At 54.3% G+C, this 16503-nt stretch carries 10 protein-coding genes; 7 read left to right on the top strand and 3 right to left on the bottom strand.

What is annotated here, in order from left to right; genetic code table 11:
* Positions 1 to 21: 21 nt before the first annotated feature.
* Positions 22 to 2025: an OmpA family protein gene (locus FHG12_RS13305; protein WP_230471117.1), complete on the bottom strand. Its 2004-nt coding sequence runs from the start codon at positions 2023 to 2025 to the stop codon at positions 22 to 24.
* A 270-nt stretch (positions 2026 to 2295) separates the two neighbouring features.
* Here FHG12_RS13305 and lon point away from each other — a divergent pair, with 270 nt between their 5' ends.
* The 4 genes from lon (at position 2296) to FHG12_RS13325 (ending at position 8483) form a co-directional block, all read left to right on the top strand.
* Complete coding sequence (lon, locus tag FHG12_RS13310) at positions 2296 to 4806, top strand: endopeptidase La (RefSeq protein ID WP_394348417.1); 2511 nt, start codon at positions 2296 to 2298, stop codon at positions 4804 to 4806.
* A gap of 129 nt (positions 4807 to 4935) precedes the next feature.
* The gene (porQ, locus tag FHG12_RS13315) at positions 4936 to 6003 is read left to right on the top strand and encodes a type IX secretion system protein PorQ (RefSeq protein WP_230471118.1); all 1068 of its coding nucleotides are present in this window, start codon (positions 4936 to 4938) and stop codon (positions 6001 to 6003) included.
* Positions 6004 to 6244: 241 nt separating this feature from the next.
* On the top strand, positions 6245 to 7660 hold the full coding sequence (gene hslU, locus FHG12_RS13320; protein ID WP_139516195.1) for an ATP-dependent protease ATPase subunit HslU: 1416 nt from the start codon (positions 6245 to 6247) through the stop codon (positions 7658 to 7660).
* Between the two features lie 91 nt (positions 7661 to 7751).
* Positions 7752 to 8483 (top strand): SDR family NAD(P)-dependent oxidoreductase, encoded by a 732-nt coding sequence (locus tag FHG12_RS13325; protein ID WP_139516196.1) that lies wholly within the window; start codon positions 7752 to 7754, stop codon positions 8481 to 8483.
* Between the two features lie 80 nt (positions 8484 to 8563).
* Here FHG12_RS13325 and FHG12_RS13330 read toward each other — a convergent pair whose 3' ends face one another.
* On the bottom strand, positions 8564 to 9880 hold the full coding sequence (locus tag FHG12_RS13330; RefSeq protein WP_165699399.1) for a RagB/SusD family nutrient uptake outer membrane protein: 1317 nt from the start codon (positions 9878 to 9880) through the stop codon (positions 8564 to 8566).
* A 108-nt stretch (positions 9881 to 9988) separates the two neighbouring features.
* A complete protein-coding gene (locus tag FHG12_RS13335; RefSeq protein ID WP_139516198.1) occupies positions 9989 to 13198 on the bottom strand; it encodes a SusC/RagA family TonB-linked outer membrane protein in 3210 nt (1069 codons plus the stop codon).
* A gap of 707 nt (positions 13199 to 13905) precedes the next feature.
* On the opposite strand from FHG12_RS13335, the gene FHG12_RS13340 reads away from it, so the two are divergent.
* The 3 genes from FHG12_RS13340 (at position 13906) to FHG12_RS13350 (ending at position 16437) form a co-directional block, all read left to right on the top strand.
* Positions 13906 to 14796 carry a universal stress protein gene (locus tag FHG12_RS13340; RefSeq protein ID WP_139516199.1) on the top strand — a complete coding sequence of 297 codons (891 nt, stop codon included), beginning with the start codon at positions 13906 to 13908 and terminating at the stop codon, positions 14794 to 14796.
* Between the two features lie 44 nt (positions 14797 to 14840).
* Complete coding sequence (locus tag FHG12_RS13345; protein ID WP_139516200.1) at positions 14841 to 15602, top strand: SDR family NAD(P)-dependent oxidoreductase; 762 nt, start codon at positions 14841 to 14843, stop codon at positions 15600 to 15602.
* A 112-nt stretch (positions 15603 to 15714) separates the two neighbouring features.
* Positions 15715 to 16437 (top strand): MlaE family ABC transporter permease, encoded by a 723-nt coding sequence (locus FHG12_RS13350; RefSeq protein WP_139516201.1) that lies wholly within the window; start codon positions 15715 to 15717, stop codon positions 16435 to 16437.
* Positions 16438 to 16503: the final 66 nt, after the last annotated feature.

Below are 16503 nucleotides of genomic sequence, written 5' to 3' on the forward strand. Positions count from 1 at the left end.
AGGTATTAAGCTGGCAGCGGTTTACCAACCCGCGCCACTTGCTTCTTTCTTCTCGCTGCCATCGGGTTTGAGCAAGCGAAACTCTACGCGGCGGTTGATTTGGGCTTCGGCTTCGGAAACTTCGTCCTTCAGGGGTTGCGTACTGCCGTAGCCCATGCTGTCGATGCGGTTGGGCTTGAGTTTGCCCTTTTGCTCGATGTATTTGCGAATGGCCTCGGCCCGGTCCTGCGAAAGCACAAGGTTGTCGTCGGGGTTGCCGCTGCCGTCGGTGTGGCCTGAAATGCTGAGGCGGAATGTCGGGTGATCGACCATAAACAGCGCGATCCGGTCCAGCGTGGCGTGCATCGAAGGCAAGATATTCGACTTTCCTGCGTCAAACTCTATGTTCTTGAATATTAAGGGAATGCGATAGTTAATCGAATTCGTCATCAGCTTCATCACCGTATCGCCTTTTAGCGCGAAGCTTTTTTCGACGCTGAAAAAGTCGGGGCTCTGAATCAGCATGACGTAGTGCGAGCCTTCGATCAAATCGAAGTCGAAGCTGCCATCGGGCCGCAAGTATTTGCTGGCTACTTCAATGCCGTTGTCGGTGTCGATGACGCTCACTATGCCGTTGAGCGGCTTGCTGCTCACCGAATCCAGCAGACTGCCTTCCACGTGCGTCGTGGCCAACGGCTGCGCTTCCATGGGCAGCGGGAAGGAGTAGAGGTCCAGGTTTTTTAAGTCTTGGGCCTCAGAGCGAGCGTAATACAGATCCTTCGACTCGCTGTCGATGGTAAAGTAATACTCTGATCCTTTGCCGTTTACCAGCGGGCCAATGTTCTTGGGCTCCTGCCAGCGGCCGTTGGCGCGGTAAGTTTTGTAGATGTCGAAATCGCCAAAATTGAGCAGTTGGCCGCGCGAGCTGAAATACAGCACGTTGTAGAGCGGGTGGTAAAAAGGACTTACCTCGCTTTCGCGGGTATTCACCACCGGGCCCATGTTTTCGGCCTTGGCCCACTGCCCGTTTTTGAGCTTGTAGGTGTACCAGATGTCCGACAAGCCGAAGCCGCCCAAGCGATCGGAGGCGAAGTAAAGTGTGTCTTCGGTACGCGACAATGTAGGCTGCGAGTCCCAGGCGTTGGAATTGACAGTTGTGCCCAGGCTCTTGGGCACCGACCACTGGCCGTCTTTCAGCGACGAGACAAATAAGTCGCAGTTGCCGTGGCAATTGGGGCATTCGCACCGTGCGAAGTAGATGGTTTTGCCATCTTTGGTGATGCACGCCGAGCCTTCGTTGTAGGTGCTGTTGATGGGCTTGGGCAGCGGCTCGGCATCGGTCCAATAGTCGCCTTCTTTGCGGGAAGTGTACAGGTCTTCATCAATGACGCTGTTGATGCCGCGCATCTTGCGCTTCGAGGAAAAGATAAACAAGCCCGCTTCCGAGTTCAGCGTGGGGCCGTAGTCTTCAGCTTTGGAATTGATGGCCGCGCCCATGCTGGTGTACACCCCTTTGGGCGGGTGAAATGTAGCAATGCCCTTGCGGTATTCAACCAAGTCGTAGTACGTCTTGAGGGGCACGTACAGATCTGCTTCCTTCTGCTCGAGCGAGTCGTAGTAAAGCTGAATTTTGCGTACGTCGCGTCGGCGGTGCTTGAGGGCCAGTCGATAGTAAGCTTTGGCTTTTTCTTCGTTGCCGGCGCGGTCCCAGAGCTGGCCTAAGTGCCACAGTAACTGCGTGTCACGCGCAAAGTTGGCAATGCCAAACTTGCTCACGTAGGCTTCGAGCAGGTTGCGGGCCTGTACCCAGCTGCGGCGCTTTTCGGCGCGCTGAATTTCCTTTAGCTCTTTTTTATTCTGGTAGTAAGCAACGTGGTTGATGTTGGGGAAAGTTGGCGTGCCATCGTTACGGACCCGCAGCGTACGTCTGGCCTTAGCAGGCAACGGTCGAGGCCGAACCGGCGTATTGCCGGATTGTTGAGCTAGCGCCACACTGCCGCCTACAACCCAGATCAGCAGCAACAGAAAACAAAAAAAGCGGGGCATAATGAATTTTAGCGCGACTGCCGCCCCAAGTAGGCGCAGTAAAAGTCAAAAATAGGAATTTTTTGATGCCTTCTAATGTCCTAATGTCTGCCGGAGTGGCCGATAGATGTGTCTCCTTGTCGGAGCAAGGAGCTGTTTCTAGCGGCTGTAACTTCATGGCACACCGCTTGACAAAACCGTATCTTCGGAAGATCGCTGTTCCAGAGGCCCCCTCTACTGCGGTGGGTATGCCAATCTGGCACCGGCTTTCCATTACCCCGAACACAACCCATGAGTCAAGACCGTAATTCGCCAACATCCTTTCTTTCTCCTTTTATGCTGATGGCGGATGATCCGGCTGAGATGGTATCTATTGTAGCCGCTGATCCTGACCAATTGCTATCGGAGCAGGACGCGCCGGACACGCTGCCTTTGTTGCCTGTGCGCAACACGGTTCTATTTCCGGGAGTCGTGCTGCCCGTTACCGTCACGCGCAAGAAGAGTATTCGTTTGGTGCGCAAGGCGTACCGCGGCAATAAAATAGTAGGTGTTGTAGCGCAGAAGAATACCAGCAGCGACGATCCTACGCTGGCCGATCTGTTTGAGGTGGGCACCATGGCGCGCATCCTGAAGCTGCTGGTGCTGCCCGACGGCAATACCACCATCATCATTCAGGGCCAGAGCCGCTTCAAGATTGAAGAGGAAAAGCAAGCCACGCCGTACCTGACGGCGCGGGTGAGCTATTTTCCCGAAGCTTTCCCAAATAAAAATTCTAAAGAAGTGAAGGCTCTGGTAGCGTCGTTGAAAGATGCCGCCGCCAAGATGCTGAAACTCAACCCCGAGATTCCGCAGGAAGCACAGGTGGCGCTCGAAAACATCGACTCGCCCGCTTTCCTGACGCACTTCCTCTCTTCTAACATCAATGTGGAGGTGGGCGTGAAGCAGAAGCTGCTCGAAATCAACGACGGCGTGGAGCGCGGCACAAAGTTGCTGGAACTCATGCTGAAGGAAATTCAGTTGCTCGAGATCAAGCGCGAAATCCAAACCAAGGTCCACACCGACATCGACCAGCAGCAGCGCGATTACTTCCTGAGGCAACAGATCAAGGTGTTGCAGGATGAACTCGGCTTCGACGGTCCCGATCAGGAGGTGGAGAAGCTGCGCCTACGCGCCAAGGCCAAAAAGTGGCCCGAAGCCGTAGCCAAGCATTTCGACAAGGAGCTCGACAAGCTTAGCCGCGTCAACCCGGCCGCAGCCGAATACCCGGTGAGCGTCAATTACGTGGAGTTTCTCCTGGACTTGCCTTGGGCCGAATACACCAAGGACAACTTCAACCTGAAGCGCACCAAGAAAATACTGGACACCGACCACTACGGGTTGGAAAAAGTAAAGGAGCGCATCATCGAATACCTGGCGGTTCTGAAGCTGAAGCAGGACATGAAGGCACCCATTCTGTGCCTGTATGGCCCGCCCGGCGTTGGCAAAACATCGCTGGGGCGCTCTATAGCTAAGTCCTTGGGCCGCAAGTATGTACGTATGTCGTTGGGCGGCGTGCGCGACGAAGCCGAGATCCGGGGCCACCGCAAAACGTACGTGGGAGCAATGCCCGGCCGCATCATTTCGCAGATCAAAAAAGCCGGCGCTTCTAATCCGGTCATTATTCTGGATGAGATCGATAAGGTAGGTTCCGACTTCCGCGGCGATCCGTCGTCGGCGTTGCTGGAGGTCCTCGATCCCGAGCAGAACTCTACTTTCACCGACAACTACTTGGAGGTGGAGTACGATCTGTCGAAAGTGCTTTTCATCGCCACTGCCAACTCGCTCGATACCATTCATCCGGCCCTGCGCGACCGCATGGAAATCATCGACCTGACGGGGTACACGCTGGAAGAAAAAACCCAGATCGCCAAGAAGCACCTCTGGCCCAAATTACTCACGGAGCACGGCCTGACTCTGAAAGACGTGAATATCACGACCACTGCCTTGCAACGCGTCATTGATGATTACACGCGCGAATCGGGCGTTCGCAGCCTCGAGCGCAAGCTGGGCGGCGTTGTGCGCAACGTGGCCAAGAGCAAAGCGCTGAAAGAAAAGTTTCCGGAAACGCTGGAGCCCAAGGACATATCGCGCATTCTGGGCGCCGCTATTTTCGACCGCGATCAATACCAGGATAACGAAACCGCCGGCGTCGTGACGGGCTTAGCCTGGACTTCGGTAGGCGGCGATATCTTGTTCATTGAGAGCCTGTTAATTCGCGGGCGAGGCAAGCTGACGTTGTCTGGACAACTGGGTGATGTGATGAAGGAATCGGCAATTACGGCATTGTCGTACCTGCGCAGCCGCGCCGAGGAGCTGAACATCGACTATCGCCTTTTCGACCAATACGACCTGCACATTCACTTTCCCGAAGGTGCTGTACCCAAAGACGGTCCTTCGGCGGGCATTGCCATTTTCACGAGCATTGCGTCGGTCTTCACGCAGCGCAAGATCCGTTCGCATTTGGCCATGACCGGCGAAATCACCTTGCGCGGCAAAGTCTTGCCAGTGGGCGGCATCAAGGAAAAGATTCTGGCAGCTAAGCGTGCTGGTGTGCGCGACGTGATTCTGTGCGTGAAAAACCGCAAAGACATCCAGGAAATCCCGGCTGAATACCTCAAGGATTTGAACATTCACTACGCCGACCGCGTGGATGACGTGCTGAAAGTGGCGTTGCTGGACGAGTTGGTAGCCAACCCCCTAAAGCTAGTGGTGCGCGACGAACCCGTGCCCGCTTTGGCAGGGCCAAGCGTGGAAGTATCATGATGCAGCAAGCTCTTATTTACAACTTATTGACTGCCAATAAGTTGTAAATAAGAGCTTTTAGTCTTTTCAGAAGCTACAAAATCAGGTTCTGGGCGCCTTCCCATCACACTTCCGACTTATCTTGAGACGATGATTCGACTGCTACGGGGCCGCTTTCTGGGTATCATGGTCGCCGGGGGCATGGGGGTGCTGGCAACTCACACGGCGCAAGGGCAAATAGGGGGGCAACAGGCCTTTCCCTTTCTGAACCTGCCGACGAGTGCCAAACTAGCCGGAGTGGGCGGAGTGAATGTTTCGTCGCGCGACGCCGACCCGACCATGCTGTACGGCAATCCAGCGCTGCTAAACGCTGACATGGATGGCCGGTTGGCGCTTGGCTACGTCGATTACTTGGCTGATGTCAAGCAGAGTACGGCTGCATACGTGTTCAATACACAGCATGCAGGCCGTTTCGGCGTGGCCCTGACCTACCTGAACTACGGCAAGTTTGAGCAGTTCGACGCGGCGGGCAATAGTCTCGGCGATTTCTCGGTGAACGAGTACGCGGCAAGCGTGTCGGATGCCTACACGGCCGGCAACTTCACGTTGGCTGGCACCCTAAAGCTGGCTGTTTCGGGCATTGCAGGCAATCATTCGGTGGCTACTCTGGCCGATGTGGGCGCCTTGTTCAAGCACCCGGAGAAAGACTTCACAGTTGGCTTGGTGGTGCGCAATGCCGGTTACCAACTGAAACCGTATACTGGCTCTCAGCGAGAGCCGATGCCGTTGGATGTGCAGTTGGGCGCTTCCATCAAGCCCGAGCATATGCCGTTGCGGTTTTCCCTGACCGCGCATCATTTGCAGCAGCTCGACATCGTGTACCTCGATCCCAATCAACGCGGCCAACTCGACGAAAACGGCAATGAGATCAAGCCCAAAAAAACGTTGGGCGACCAAATTGCCCGCCATTTTGTGGTCGGTGCCGAGCTTATTCTGAGTAAAAATCTAAACGTAAGGGTGGGGTATAACCACTTGCAGCGCCGAGAGTTGCGCTTGGAGAATGCCTCGGGCGGCGCCGGTTTGAGTTTTGGGATGATGTTGCAAATCAGTCAGTTTCAGCTTGATTATACCCGGGCTTATTACCACGCTTCGGGAGCCGCCAACTACTTTACCATCGCCCGTAACCTAGATTCTCTTTTTAAAAAGAAAGAAATATAACTAATTGATAATCAATTGATTAATCTAAATTGATTTTTGATCTTTCATCGTTGGCTCTTCTGTCCATTACAGTTTTCCAACTGGGTCGTTCATCACCGGCGTCGGACACAGGAAACGGATTCTACTCAGCGGCTGAACAAAAACTACAGCGCCAGACAACGGTTTGCGTTACACCATTATCTGTTCTTCCAGGTAAGCGGGCTTTCCCATTCGCTTGCCTTAACTTCATCATCCTACCACAATGCTGGATTCTGCTAGCTTTTTGACCCCGGCCCAAATCGTGGCCGAACTCGACAAATACATCATTGGCCAGCACGATGCCAAGCGCCACGTGGCTATTGCCTTGCGCAACCGCTGGCGTCGGCTGCACGCACCGGCCGACATGCAGCGCGAAATCGTACCCAACAATATCCTGATGATTGGCTCCACGGGCGTCGGCAAAACCGAAATTGCGCGCCGGCTGGCCAGCATTTCCGGAGCGCCCTTCACCAAGGTAGAAGCGTCTAAGTTTACGGAAGTGGGCTACGTGGGCCGCGACGTCGAGAGCATGGTGCGCGACCTCGTGGAGCAGTCGGTAAATATGGTGCGGCAGCGTCGTAAGGACGAAGTGAAAGTGCAAGCGGCGCAAATCGTGGAAGACATCATTCTGGATGCCCTGATTCCACCAGTTTCCAGTAGCGTTGCTGCCAACCCGAAGCCCTCAATCGGTTATGGCGGTGGGAGCGAGGCGACCATGCCCGACAGCGACTACGAACTGAATGAGCGCACGCGCGAAAAATTTCGCCAGAAGATTCGGAACGGCGAGTTGGAAGACCGCAAGATCGACATCAAGATTCAGCAGAATAACACGCCCGGCATCGGCGTAGTGGGCGGCCCAGCGGGCCTGGACGAAGCTTCGCTTTCGGGTTTGCAGGACATGTTGGGCAGCATGCTGCCGAAGAAAACCCGCAAGCGCAAAGTGACCATCGCCGAAGCCCGCAAGATTCTGCTCGACGAGGAGGCTGCCAAGCTCATCGACATGGACGAGGTGAAAGACGAAGCCATTCGGCAAGCCGAGAATGCCGGCATCATTTTCATCGACGAAATAGATAAAGTAGCCAGCCGCGGCGGCAAAGGCGGAGGCGGCCCCGATGTGAGCCGCGAAGGCGTGCAGCGTGACCTGTTGCCCATTGTGGAGGGCAGCGCCGTAAGCACTAAATACGGCATCATCAACACCGACCACATCTTGTTTATTGCCGCCGGCGCCTTCCACGTAGCCAAGCCCAGCGACCTGATTCCGGAGCTGCAAGGGCGCTTTCCCATTCGGGTCGAGCTTCAGAGCCTGACCAAAGAAGATTTTTTCCGCATCCTCAAAGACCCTAAAAACGCGCTCACTAAGCAGTATGAAGCCTTGCTCAAGGCCGAGGATGTAGAGCTTTCATTTGACGACGCGGCACTGGAGCGAGTGGCTGAAATTGCCTCGGAGGTAAACGAAGAAGTAGAAAACATCGGCGCCCGGCGCCTGCACACGGTCATGAGTCGCTTGCTCAACGACATTCTGTTCGATGTGCCCGACGTGATCGGTGCCAATGCCCACATCCTGATCACGCGCGAACTGGTGGACGAGCGCCTGCGTGATATGGTTAAAAACCGCGACCTGTCGCAGTATATTCTGTAGCAGCTTTAGCAGCAGAGGCAACCAAACTCCTTTGGTTGTTGCGTATAAGAAAGACGGCCCCGGTGGTCGCCTTTCTTTTTATCCTAAAGCGATGCACTATTACATCATTACAGGCGCCAGCCGCGGCCTTGGCAAAGCGTTGGCCGAGAATATTTTACGTCAGCCAGATACGGTTGTGGTCGGCGTTTCGCGCCACGCTACCATCGAGCACGACCGCTACCACCACCAACCCCTAGACTTGTCCGATATCCTAGCGGTAGAGAACAACCTGCACAAGGTGTTTCCCCAAAGGCCTGATGCTACTAGTGTCACGCTCGTTAACAATGCGGCCGTAATCGGCGAGATAGGCTATATGGGCGAGTACGGTAACGATCAGTTCAATTTTGTGTTTGACGTGAATGTGATCGCGCCAGCGATGCTAATGAACACATTCATAAGTGCTTACGGGCAACTTAAATGTCCACGCACTATTCTCAACATCAGCAGCGGCGCTGCCCAACGGCCCATTGATGGCTGGGCGGCTTACTGTGCTTCCAAAGCAGCCCTGGATTCTTTGTCGCAAACCGCTCAGAAAGAGCAGGATCTGCGCGGTTCGGGTATACGCATCCGCAGCTTAGCACCCGGCGTGCTCGATACGAGCATGCAGGAGCACATCCGCACGGCCGAAGCGGAGAGCTTCAGCGAGGCTTCGCGCTTTGCTGCGTTGCATGAGCAAGGCAAGCTCGTTAAGACAGAAGACGTAGCGGCTAGTATCGTGGCGTGGCTGCAAAGGAGGGATGTGTCACAATCCGAGCAAGTAGTTGTTAGGATATCCGACTTGTAATCTGTTGGTTAATAAGCATAAAAAAACCCCGGCGTGAGCCGGGGCTTTTTCGTGGTAACTACACAAGCTGTATGTATGAATTAATACAGCGGGTTCTGTGCAATCAACCCGTTGGTAAGGCTAACCTCACGCAGCGGAATTGGGAACAGATTGCGGAACGTTTGTGTGTAGGTAGGTAAAGCAGTTTGTACCGTGTTGGTACGGCGCAAATCATACCAATACACTCCTTCGTAGGCAAGCTCCAAACGACGCTGCAACAGAATGTCCTTGATCAGGTCGGGGGCTGTGGTGGCTGTGGTAGGAGCCAAGCCTGCCCGTGTCCGGATGATGTTCAGCTGCGTGGTAGCCGTGGTAAGGTCACCGGTTTGCGCAGCTGCTTCCGCAACAGTAAGCACTACCTCTGCATAGCGGATCACGTTGAATGCATCATCACGCGTAGTAGTACGGAAATACTTCCGTGTGGTGCCGGGCTGCAAAGTGTACGGTGCGCCCGATACAGTAACGGAAGTTGCAGCTGTCACTACGTTAATTGGGAGCCGGAGATCGCCAGCAGGGTGAGCTGCTGCAATAGTCGAACCTGGGTTGAACTCGTCACGACCGCCGGGCGAGGGGTACCAGTAGAAAGCGTACTGACTCTGGTCGGTATTAGAGAAGAAGATCGACCAGAGTGCATCAGGAGCCGTAGTGCCGGTGGGCGCCGTAGTAGCAAAGTTGGCAACGGCTGGCACCTGCTTGGCAAAAGTCAGCGCATCAGTATAATTGCGCATACGAAGCTCAAAACGAGCCCGAAGTGCCAAAGCCGAGCTTTTGGTGATGCGGTTGCCCGTACCCGTTGCCAGGTTGGCAATTGCAAAATCCAGGTCCGACCGGATGGCAGCGGCAACTTCGGCTTCTGTAGCGCGTGGAATGAAGGCTGTTTCGGTGCCAATAGCAGTGGTAGGCGTAAGCCGTAAAGGCACCCCTAAACCACCAGTGTAACCATAGCCCTGAGGAGTACCACCCCACAAAGCCAGCAAGTTCATGTAGTGGAATGCCCGCAGAGCCCGCGCCTGTGCCTGCGTCGAGAGCTTAGCAGTGAAAGTAGGATCCGTGATCTTGTCGGTCTCTTGGAGCAGGTAATTTACCCGGTTGATGGCGTTGTAGATGATGTTCCAAGAGTTGCCGATCTGGATGTTATCGGGCAGCGCCTGGTTCTGACCTATTACCCCATAGGTAGTGGTGAAGGTACCCCGGAAGGTGATCTCTCCAGCGATCAAGTCAGAGATTGTGGGGAAAGCCAAGCCATAGTAATCGGATGATTGAACGGCATCGTACGCGCCCAGCAAGCCGGCGGCAGCATCTTCCTTGGTCGTAAAGCCGGTATCGGAGCTAACGCTGTTCGATGGCTCTACATTCACTGCATCATCACACGATCCTACTGTCAGTCCTAAGCTTAAAAGCAGTGCTGAGCGGATAGCAAGCTGACGAAAATTAAATATTTGCATGATTGTATTAAAGCAACAAGGTTAGAACCCTAGCGTAACACCACCAGTGATAGTGCGGGCTTGTGGGTAAGTGAAGAAATCGGTGCCCAGCGAAGTGTTGGTGCCGCTGAAGGTGTTCACTTCAGGGTCGAGGCCCGAGTAGTTGGTAAACGTCACCAAGTTTTGTGCCTGAGCGTAGATGCGCACGGTGCGTACGTGTGCCCGGCTTGCCAGCACAGCAGGTAACGTGTAACCTAACGTTACGCTTTTGAAACGTGCATACGAACCATCTTCCAAGAACCGGTCGGAGTTACGGGCGTTGGTATTGGGGTCGCCGTATACGGCACGCGGGATTTTGGTGTCCGTGTTGGTAGGAGTCCAACGATTCAGAACAACAGCATCCTGCCCGTAGGTCGTGCTCATGCCCTGGGTGTTACTAGCAGCTGAGTTATAAATCTTGTTGCCAACGCTAAACTGCAGCAGGGCGCTGAAGTCGAAGTTCATGAAGCGGAAGGTGTTAGTAAAGCCTCCGATGTACTTAGGCTGGGCGTTGCCGATAACTTCCTGGTCATCAGCCGTAATGCGGCCGTCTCCATTCAGATCCTTAAACATGATGTCACCGGGGCGTGTAGCCGTCGATTGGTAAGTGGCTGTGGTTGAACCACTTTTGACTTTAGCATTGGCGTCCAAAGCCGTAATTTCTTCCTGCGTCTGGAAGATGTGGTCTACGCGGTAGCCATAGAAAGCACCGAGTGGCTGTCCCACGAGCAGGCGGCTGGCAAAACCAGCCGCCGATCCCGTTGGGCTGGGGTCAGACAGCTTCGTTACTTTGTTACGGTTGAAGCTCAGGTTGAAGTTGCTTTCCCAGTTGAAGCCGGTTCCTTCATTGCGGAAGTTAATGGTCGTCAGGGCAAATTCGAGGCCTTTGTTTTCCATGTTGCCGATGTTGGCGCTGTAGCTTAGGAAGCCAGTGTCAGCACCAAGGCGCTGGGCCAGCAGCAGGTCATCCGTTTTGCGCTTGTAAATGTCGGCCGAAACGTAGAAGCGGTTCTGCAAGAAGCCGAAGTCCACACCCACGTTGGTCTGGCGCGTGCGTTCCCATTTCAGGTTAGGGTTAGCCAACTGGCTCAGGGCGAGGCCGCCTTGGTCTAGGTAGTTGTAGCCGGGGCTGATCAAGCCGCGCGAGCCAAAGTTGGCAGTCGGCTGGTTACCGGTTTCGCCGTAGCTACCGCGTAGCTTCAGTTCGCTCATCACATTCTGATCCTTGAAGAATTTCTCCTCAAGCACGCGCCAGCCAGCCGAAACAGCCGGGAAGTAACCTACTTGGTTGTCGGCACCGAAGCGCGAAGACTGGTCACGACGAACCGAAGCGCCGAGCAAGTAGCGGCCTTTGTAAGAGTAATCTACTTTGGCCAGCAAGCCAAACAGCGCGTTGCCGGTTGAGCTAGAAGTAGCAGCCGTTTTGGTAGCACCAGCCGAGAGTTCGCGGATAGCGTTGCTGGGGAAGCCGGTAGTTTGAGCATACGTGTCGCTATAGGCATCACGCTGATACTCACCTACAAACAGGGCGCTCAAGCTGTGAGCTTCAGCGAATGTCTTGTTGTAAGAGAATGCGCTGATGTGGTTGTAGTTCAGATCCTGCACAGTGGCAGCAGTCGCTTCACCACGTACAGCGGCGCCCGCATTCGTCAGGGTCGAGTAGAAGCGGTTGTCACGGCCATACGTGTAATCGATGCCAAACGTAGCCCGGTATTTCAGGTTCTTGATCAGCTCGAACTCCGTGTATTGACTGCCAATCAGACGGTTGTTAGTGCTCTTGATGTAAGGCTCTTTGGCCGCAGCCACTGGGTTTTCCAGCGAACCGTTCTTGTAGTAAGTGCCATCAGCGTTATAGATGGGCAGGTCAGTAGCATACAGCCGCGAGGTCGTCAGAACGCCGTAGATGCTGTTGTCGTTGTTGATGCGGTTGTTATTGCTCTGGGTTAAGCCAATGGATGCTCCCATGCGTACCTTTTCCGACAGCTTGTTGTCCAATGTCAGGCGGGCACTGCCACGCGTAAAGCCCGACCCAACGATGGTGCCTTGCTGGTCGAAGTAGTTCAGGGCTAGGCGGTAGCGGCTGGCATCTGAACCACCCGAGAAAGTAAGCCCGTAATTGCTGATTGGGGCCGTGCGCAAAACCTTGTCGCTCCAGTCGGTATTGGTAGCCGTGGTGGGGTCTTGGAACTGAGTCAGCGGACGAATTGGGTTGCCGGCAGGGGTAACGTAAGGCACAACACCGTTTACGGGAGCACCCACATCGCCAGGACCGTAGATGTAAGCAGCCAAGTCAGCCTTGCTGCGGAATACATAGCCAAAAGCGGGATAGTTGCCGTTGGTGTTAGCAGGGTAACGGTTAGCTGCAGCGTCCAGGAACAGCTCGGTTTGCTGCTGGCCGTTCAATATATCTGGGCGCTTCCATACCGTTTGCGACCCGGTATAGTAGTCCAAGTCGATGCGGGGCTTGCCTGATTTACCGCGTTTGGTAGTGATCAGTACTACGCCATTTGAAGCACGCGAACCGTAAATAGCTGCCGAAGCCGCATCTTTCAGTACTTCGATCGACTCAATGTCGTTAGGGTTAACGTCGTTCAGCCCGTTCGTGCCTTGGTTACCAGCGCTTAGCTGCGACGTGTTGCCTGTAGTAATCGGCAGACCGTCAACTACATACAGTGGCTCGTTGCTGGCTCCGATGGAAGCCGCGCCACGTACCCGAACCGTGATGCCCGAACCGGGAGTTCCCGAGTTCTGGATAACCTGTACGCCGGCTGCACGGCCCTGCAAGGCCTGGTCAACCCCGATAATGGGCTGGTCTTTGTAGGAGGCTGAGTTCACCGAGGCTACGGCTCCGGTTACTTCCCGACGCTCAAGCTGCTGACCGTAACCGGTTACAACAACTTCGCTAAGCTGTTTGGTATCAACTGCTAGCGTTATGTCAATACGGTTATCCGTGCCGATCTCGCGCTCGGTATTGAGGTACCCTACCGAAGTGATTTGCAGCGTGCCGCCCGAAGATGGAACGGACAGGGCAAAAGTGCCATCAGCATTGGTTGAAACCCCAGTGGTCGTGCCTTTTAATAAAACTGTAGCACCCGGCAGGCCCTCACCAGAAGTGCGATCAGTTACGCGCCCGGAGATATTCCGGGTTTGTGCCACTACCTGTTGTAGTAGCGTAATCATGAGCAAGAAACCCATGAGTAAGGATTTTTTCATGCAGAAATAGGTTGGTAGAAAAACGAAAAAGAAGCTTGTGATGAATCCTAAAAATAGGTAGGAAATTTATAATGCAAGTTGTTTTTGAAAAAATACTGGATAATTACTGTCAAAATAAAGGTTAACGGATATTATATTGTGTTTTTTGAATAAAGAATATGATAAAATTGCAGCAAATTTTTATCCATTTCACTGTTGCGTCCAATTCGATTAGTATATAGGTATATCGGGTTTATAAGGTCGTGTGTATCAGATTACTGCCAATTTACACCGGTCTGCGAGCGTAGGAATTTAAAAGGTGTGACAGTAATATGTAGTGCCTAGTTATATAGCATAAAGGCTATGAGATGTTTATTGTTCTGATTTATAAGATTGATAAACAGATGGTTATTATCAGCCAGCCTGCTTTCTTAGACAATAGTTTGGTGTGCGATAACTAGCTGTATGGGTTTCGCAAGCGCAAGTATTTCGGGAGCTGAGAGAAACGGCAAGTGCGAACGACGAAATAACATGACATATATCATTGTTTTAGAGGATATTAGTTCTGGTTTTGGAGGCAGGTTCAGCGGTACTTGGCTTCCGAAATCCTGTCGAGCTGGCAGCTGCTGTTGCATCTAAAACTACAGCTGCGAAGACGCTGGCTGCGAAGCCACTGTCGGTGATTGGGATGCTTTGCGAATGGAATACCCAATTCAGTAATACGTCTTATGAAACCTTCCTTTTTGGTGATCAGCGATCTGCTGGATGTCACGCAGCGCGCGGCAGCCTGGGCCGCTCGGCTGGCCGCCCCGGCTGGTGCTCAGTTGGTGTTGCTGCATGTTGAAACCATGCCCGTTATCGATCCTACCTCGGGCATGATGGTTACGCCGGTCATGTACCTGTCGCCCACGCAAGAGATTAATGACGCCCTCACGGAGCTGGCGCAGCAACTGCCCGTAGAAACGACGGTGGAAGTGTGGGGCGGCGTTCTGTCGGCGGTGTTGCCGGAAATGATTGCCCGATATCAACCCGAATTGCTGGTGCTGGGGCTGAACGAGGAGCACGATGTACTGGATCGGTTGCTGCTCAACCAAGCACTGCCCTCCTTGCGCGACACGCGACTGCCACTTCTGTTGGTGCCCGCGGCTACATCCAATCCCACCTTGCCGCACCGGGTAGCCTTGGCCGTAGACGGCGAACCTTTCCACCTAAGCAAACAAGCAGAGGCGTTGAAGCCAATCCTGAGCGCTTGGGCGGCCGAGTACTCAGTGATACACGTAGCGCGGGCCAGCTCCGCACCCGAAAAAGAGATGCGGCAGGCGCTGGCGAGTGTACAGATGAGCGGCCTGTTGCCGGCGGTGCCAAACGAATGCGCCCACGAAGTGCGGCATGCGTCGCCGGCTACCGGGGTGCTGCGCGCCGTGGCCGAAATGCAGGCCGATTTGCTGGTGCTCATTGCGCGGCCGCGCAGTTTTCTAAGCGCCCTTTTTCATCACAGCGTCACGGCAGAAGTGGCACGCCGCAGCTCGGTGCCGATGCTTGTGCTGCCTGTACTGGAAGAGCACAGTCCAATTGCCAAAACGCAGCCCAACCCGTCTGTTGATCTAAAGGCTTATTAAGTAAGTAGTTGTATCGTGTGTAATCGATTGTAAATCAGTGATATATGCAAGAGTTTGAAAACCAAGTAGTTATTATTACCGGTGCCTCGTCAGGCATTGGCAAGGCAGCCGCAGTGGCTTTTGCCCAAGCCGGAGCGCACGTAGTAGTGGCCGATGTAGTAGAAGAGGCCGGGCAAGCTTTGGCACAACAACTTAGCGCCTCCGGGCCGCGCAGCCTCTTTGTAGCCTGCGATGTGGCCTCCCCAGCCAGCGTGCAGCACTTGGTGCAGCAGACGCTCAGCACGTTCGGCCGCCTCGATGTAGCCATCAACAATGCTGGGGTGGGCGGTGCCTCCGCGCTGAGCGCCGATTATCCGGACGAAGAATGGCAGCGCGTGATCGGCATCAACTTGAGCGGCGTCTGGTACTGCCAGAAATACGAGTTGCAAGCCATGGTCGCGGCGGGCCGGGGTGTCATTATTAATATGGCTTCCATCTTGGGCAAAGTGGGATTTGCGGGCGCTTCGGCTTATGTGGCGGCTAAACACGGCCTCATTGGCCTGACCGAAACGGCTGCGCTTGAATATGGTCCGCAGGGCATTCGCATTAATGCTGTGTGCCCTGGGTTCATCGAAACGCCCATGCTTACCAAAGCCGGCATCGAAGACAACCAGCAACTGCACGATCAGATTGCGGCCAAACATGCCTTGCAGCGCATGGGCAAGCCGGAGGAAATCACGGGCGCGCTGCTCTGGTTGGCTTCCGATCAGGCATCCTTCGTGACGGGCCAAGCCATTGTGGTGGACGGAGGGTACTTGGCGCAGTAGCAGATGTGGCGCGCAGCCTTATTATGGCTAACGCAGTGGACTTTATCCTGAATAGGTATTTGACGATATTTACAACGTGTTGGATAATAGCTTGTTGTATCAGACAGGCGCGATGACGCGCTTCGCCGGCCGCTTCTTCCGGGAGGGGTTCCGGCCGCGCTATGAGCTGGCCGAATTGCTGTATCAATGCTACGTGATTGGCTACCAATCGCTGCCCTTGGTGGGAATTACGGGCTTTATTATGGGCATTGTGCTCACGTTGCAAAGCCGGCCGACCATGGCGCAATTCGGCGCTGAATCGTGGATTCCGACCATGGTTGGCCTGACCATCATCCGCGAAATGGGCCCCATCATCACCGCCCTGATTTTTGCTGGCAAAATCGGCTCCAGCATCGGGGCAGAGCTGGGCTCGATGCGTGTAACCGAGCAGATTGACGCCATGGAAGTATCGGGCACCAATCCGTTTAAGTACTTGGTAGTCACGCGTGTACTGGTTACCACACTTATGTTGCCCGTGCTCACGCTGCTGGCCGATGCCATCGCGCTGTACGCTTCTTACCTGGGGATTAACCTGAAGGGTGTGACGACCATCGCGCTGTTTGTCAACAACATTTTGAGCCGGCTCACCTTCGGCGATGTGTTGCCGGCCGTGATCAAAACTTTCTTCTTCGGGTTTGCCGTCGGGATAATCGGCTGCTACAAAGGGTATTACTCCGAGAAAGGAACCGAAGGTGTAGGCCAGGCTGCCAACTCGGCCGTGGTGGTGTCGTCGCTGGTGATCTTCATCCTCGACTTGCTGGCCGTGCAAGTGACGGGCATGCTGGGATTGAATTAAGAGGGAGGCGCCGCAAGACGTGCAGACCGACCGAATTTGAAAATCTATAAGTACTTGTCTATCAAA

This window comes from Hymenobacter jejuensis (genome assembly GCF_006337165.1).
Classification (GTDB): Bacteria; Bacteroidota; Bacteroidia; order Cytophagales; family Hymenobacteraceae; genus Hymenobacter; species Hymenobacter jejuensis.

Bases quoted from the DNA above. Each gene is read 5' to 3' on its own strand.
- FHG12_RS13305 (WP_230471117.1), bottom strand. From the start codon at position 2,025: ATGCCCCGCTTTTTTTGTTTTCTGTTGCTGCTGATCTGGGTTGTAGGC.
- lon (WP_394348417.1), top strand. From the start codon at position 2,296: ATGAGTCAAGACCGTAATTCGCCAACATCCTTTCTTTCTCCTTTTATG.
- porQ (WP_230471118.1), top strand. From the start codon at position 4,936: ATGATTCGACTGCTACGGGGCCGCTTTCTGGGTATCATGGTCGCCGGG.
- hslU (WP_139516195.1), top strand. From the start codon at position 6,245: ATGCTGGATTCTGCTAGCTTTTTGACCCCGGCCCAAATCGTGGCCGAA.
- FHG12_RS13325 (WP_139516196.1), top strand. From the start codon at position 7,752: ATGCACTATTACATCATTACAGGCGCCAGCCGCGGCCTTGGCAAAGCG.
- FHG12_RS13335 (WP_139516198.1), bottom strand. From the start codon at position 13,198: ATGAAAAAATCCTTACTCATGGGTTTCTTGCTCATGATTACGCTACTA.
- FHG12_RS13340 (WP_139516199.1), top strand. From the start codon at position 13,906: ATGAAACCTTCCTTTTTGGTGATCAGCGATCTGCTGGATGTCACGCAG.
- FHG12_RS13345 (WP_139516200.1), top strand. From the start codon at position 14,841: ATGCAAGAGTTTGAAAACCAAGTAGTTATTATTACCGGTGCCTCGTCA.
- FHG12_RS13350 (WP_139516201.1), top strand. From the start codon at position 15,715: ATGACGCGCTTCGCCGGCCGCTTCTTCCGGGAGGGGTTCCGGCCGCGC.